The sequence below is a fragment of the Streptomyces sp. SID5910 genome, assembly GCF_009862125.1.
GTDB lineage: Bacteria > Actinomycetota > Actinomycetes > Streptomycetales > Streptomycetaceae > Streptomyces.
The window spans coordinates 1-2,154 of the sequence record NZ_WWHX01000979.1 but is presented as its reverse complement, the minus strand read 5'-3'; the positions used below and the strand labels follow the sequence as shown (position 1 = coordinate 2,154).

General features: G+C 74.7%; 3 protein-coding genes. All 3 read right to left on the bottom strand.

Going from position 1 to position 2,154, the window contains the following annotated elements; all coding sequences use genetic code 11:
* Nucleotides 1–222, bottom strand: a 222-nt coding sequence (locus tag GTW67_RS35050) for a hypothetical protein (RefSeq protein WP_161168755.1), incomplete at its 3' end; no start/stop codon positions are given.
* A complete protein-coding gene (locus GTW67_RS35045; protein ID WP_346010818.1) occupies nt 222–1,265 on the bottom strand; it encodes an AAA family ATPase in 1,044 nt (347 codons plus the stop codon). The genes GTW67_RS35050 and GTW67_RS35045, both read right to left, overlap by 1 nt.
* On the bottom strand, nt 1,262–2,154 hold an 893-nt coding region (locus GTW67_RS35040), incomplete at its 5' end, for a VMAP-C domain-containing protein (protein WP_524539857.1). The genes GTW67_RS35045 and GTW67_RS35040, both read right to left, overlap by 4 nt.

Genomic DNA, 2,154 nt, shown 5'->3' with positions numbered 1-2,154 from the left:
CGCGGTGTCCGCCGGGCCGTCCGCGGGGTGCGGGGAGTCCGGGTCCGCGGCGCCGCCCGCGCCGGCCGGCCCGGTCTTCCGGGTGCGCTCGGCGGACATCGCCGCCGGGCTCACGTACCGGGCCAGCCACAGGGCCTCGGCGATCTCGCGCGCGGACGGCTCGGTGCCCAGTGCGCGCAGCCGCTCGGCGAGTTCGCCCACCTGCCCGTCCGGTGCGTCCATCAGCGGCGCCCGCTGCCGTGGTCGCCGTGGTCGAGGGGCCGCATCAGCAGGTCGGCGAGGCGCTGCCGGTCGGGTTCGCTGTCGCGGACCGCCTCCTGCGTGAGGTAGATGGCGTTGAGGAGCTGGTCGGCGGCGCGCAGGGCGCCGGGTGCGGAGCCGAGGAAGGAGTCGATGAGCTCCTCGTGGTGGTCCGCCTCCGTGCCGCCGAAGTGGGCGCCGACCATGGCGCCGAGGCGCGCCCGGCCCCACTCGTCGTTGCGCGGGGCGGGCAGGTCGAGGTGCAGGCAGCGGCGGAGCAGCGGGGCGGGGAAGTCCCGCTCGCCGTTGCTGGTCATCACCACGATCGGGAAGGCCCGGCAGCGGACCAGCCCGTCGTGCACGGTGGCGTGGCCGTCGTCGTCGGTGAGCACCTCCACCGCGCCGTGCCGTCCGGCGATGCGCTGGAGCTCGGGGATTCGGAACTCGCCCTCCTCCAGCGCGTTCAGCAGGTCGTTGGGCAGGTCGATGTCGCTCTTGTCGAGTTCGTCGACGAGCAGGACGCGGGGGCGTTCGTACGGCAACAGGGCCGTGCCGAGCGGGCCCAGCCGCAGGTACTCGCCGATGTCCCGGTGTCCCTCGCCGCGCAGTTCGGCCATCTGGGTGTCCTGGAGGCGGGCGATGGCGTCGTAGGTGTAGAGGCCGTCCTTGAGGGTGGTGCGGCTGACGACGGGCCACTGGAGGACCCGGCCGAGACCGAGTTCGTGCGCGATGGCGTGGGCGAGCGTGGACTTGCCGGACCCGGGGTCCCCGGTCACGAGCAGCGGGCGGCGCAGGTAGAGCGCGGCGTTGACGAGTTCCAGTTCCTCGGGCCGCCATGCGATGCGCCGGTCGCCGCGGGTGCCGAGGCGCCGGGTCGACTCGCTGCCGAGCGGCGGTACGGCTTCGGTCACGGGCTCCCCGTCGAAGTCGCGCCAGGGCGGCGGCGGAGGCAGCCGGGCGATCCCGTCGTGCGGTTCACCGGTGCCCCGGTAGATGTGCCAGTCCGTCTCGGGGGTCTCGGTCACGGGGACTCCAGCAGGTCGTCGCAGAGCGGGATCGGGCGGCTTGGGTCGTCGTAGAGGAGGGCTAGGTCCTCGGCCCAGTAGGCGTGGGAGTCGGCGTTGCTGACGCGTTCCCGCAGGGCGCGCAGGTGCTCCGGCAGGGCGGTGGCCCGGCCGGTGGTGGCGAGCAGTTCGGCCGCCTTCTCGTGCAGCCGGTCGCAGTCCGGGCCGCAGCCGTGCGTGTGCTCGGCCCTGAGGTGCCAGAGCACGACGCCGTATCCGGCGCCGATGGCCTGGGTCAGCGTGGTGGCGCTCTCGGCCGGCGGCCGGCACAGCACGGGGACCGCGCCGGGCGGCGCCTCGGCCAGGGTCCGGGCGGCGGCGTCCGACTGCACCGGGAGTGCCTTGGGGGCGTTCTCGGCGACACCGTGCCAGCGTTCCCGCCACATCTCGGTGGGCTCGCCGCGGCGTTTGAGGCAGCGCAGGACGACCTGTCGGTGTACGCCGAAGGGGCGTTCGGCGGGGTGCGGCTTGAGGCTGCTCACCACGGGGCCCGGCCGCCACAGATGGACGTTCACTCCGAAGTGCTCCACGGGCAGGGCGAGTTCCAGGCGGGCCCGGCGGTGCCCGTCGAGTCTGCCGAAGGTGCGGGTGAGCGGCTCGTTGAGGAGGTACGGGAGTTCGGCCAGGGAGGCGCCCTCGCCGTCGGTGTCCTGGTCCACGGTGCGCACGGTGTCCTGTCCCGCGGTCCAGGTCCAGATGCGCCAGTGGAAGCGGTCGTGCGGCCGGAAGAGGTCGGGCTCCAGCTCGACGGCGACGACGGGTCCCTCGTCGTGGTCGGCGTCCGCGTCGTGACCGGCGGCCGTTCCGGGCCGGGTGGCGGGTCCGGGCGCGCACGGGGGGCGGTGGCCGT